The organism is Oleiphilus sp. HI0117 (assembly GCF_001635235.1).
The window spans coordinates 1-1,326 of record NZ_LWGA01001280.1; the positions used below are offsets into that span (position 1 = coordinate 1).

The window sequence follows — 1,326 nt, forward strand, 5'->3', positions numbered from 1 at the left end:
TAAGAGTGTTGCCTAGAGCATGAAAAAAGGGGCGGGTCTAAATCGACCGGCCCCTTTTGTTTAAGTAAGACTAAACCTGTTTAACACTTAGTTTAGTAAATCATTACCTAAGTTGATTAACTGCGTCTCACCATTGCTATCATCAACACCGTCATTGTCATTGACGACATAAACAGTATTGTCTGCAGTTACGGCTAAGCCTTCCATTTTCTCGTAAGTCGCTCCACCTGGCGCAGACAAGTCACCTTCAGCAATAAGATCTCTGACCAGAGTCTTGCTAATGGTGTCGCCATCGCTCAGTGCAGATACGTCAAACTCATAGATGCGCTTAATGGCTGCATCTTTGCCGCCCTGGTTATCACGCTCAAGCATTAGGAACTTACCGTCGCCAATCGAGGTGATATCAGATAAACCAACCCAGCCACCATTTTGCGACTCGGCAGTATCGAGAGGGTAGAAGAAGAAGCTCCACTGCTCACTTGTCGTATTGTAAGCACCAATGCGTGGATTCGCTTCATCGCCCCAAGCGCGCTGAATTGCTACATAGACTGAACCGTTATATTCAGTGATGCCTTCAAAGCCGAAGCGTACTTGAATATCATTCACTGATTGTGGCAGTGTGATAACTTCTTCAATGACGCCATTCGCATCGGTTTTGAATATGAAGTTCAAGCTATTGATTGGTCGTCCTGCATCCCCTTGTGTACCTGAACCTTCAGAAGCAACCCAGAAACCGCCATCGCTGGCAACGGCTATACCTTCAGGGTCAATATTGACGCTGTTGTCATCATTGATCAGTAGCGCTAGGTCTGCTTCATCGAAAACACTGACGCGTGTTGCATCGTCAGCATCAACCGAATCATCTGCCAAAACGCTTCTGGAAATGGCTGCAAAGATATTATTGCTATCTTTGATTGTGACTTCCTGGTTCAGCTGAGCGGGTGTGGTGCTGACGTCAATACCGAAAATACGACTTTGACCATAGAAGCTGTCTTCGATGGAATAAAGCATGTTTTCATCTGTTGGGCTTGCTGCCAAACCAGATAGTGCGCTCCAAGGTATGGGTGTCTCATCGACTCGATTAGTTGACTCGATTGTTGGGTAGCTTGCATCTGCGCTAGAGCGCTGATAGATATTCAATGCCGCACGGAACTTATCACCACGATCATCTTTTTCACTGGCGACAACCAGTAGGTTTCTATCAGGGATAGCCAAGCCACCTTCAGGGCCCACACCCGCAGGTAGGGTTTGCTTGTATACAGGCTGCTCTGGGTTACTGACATCGTAAACAAATACTAGGTTAGCACGTTCAGAGTTGACGAATAA

The 1,326-nt window shown here is 46.6% G+C and carries 1 protein-coding gene; it reads right to left on the reverse strand.

Annotated features, from left to right (window positions below):
* Window positions 1-87: 87 nt before the first annotated feature.
* A partial coding sequence (locus A3757_RS22265) for an esterase-like activity of phytase family protein (protein WP_197470225.1) occupies window positions 88-1,326 on the reverse strand: 1,239 nt, incomplete at its 5' end.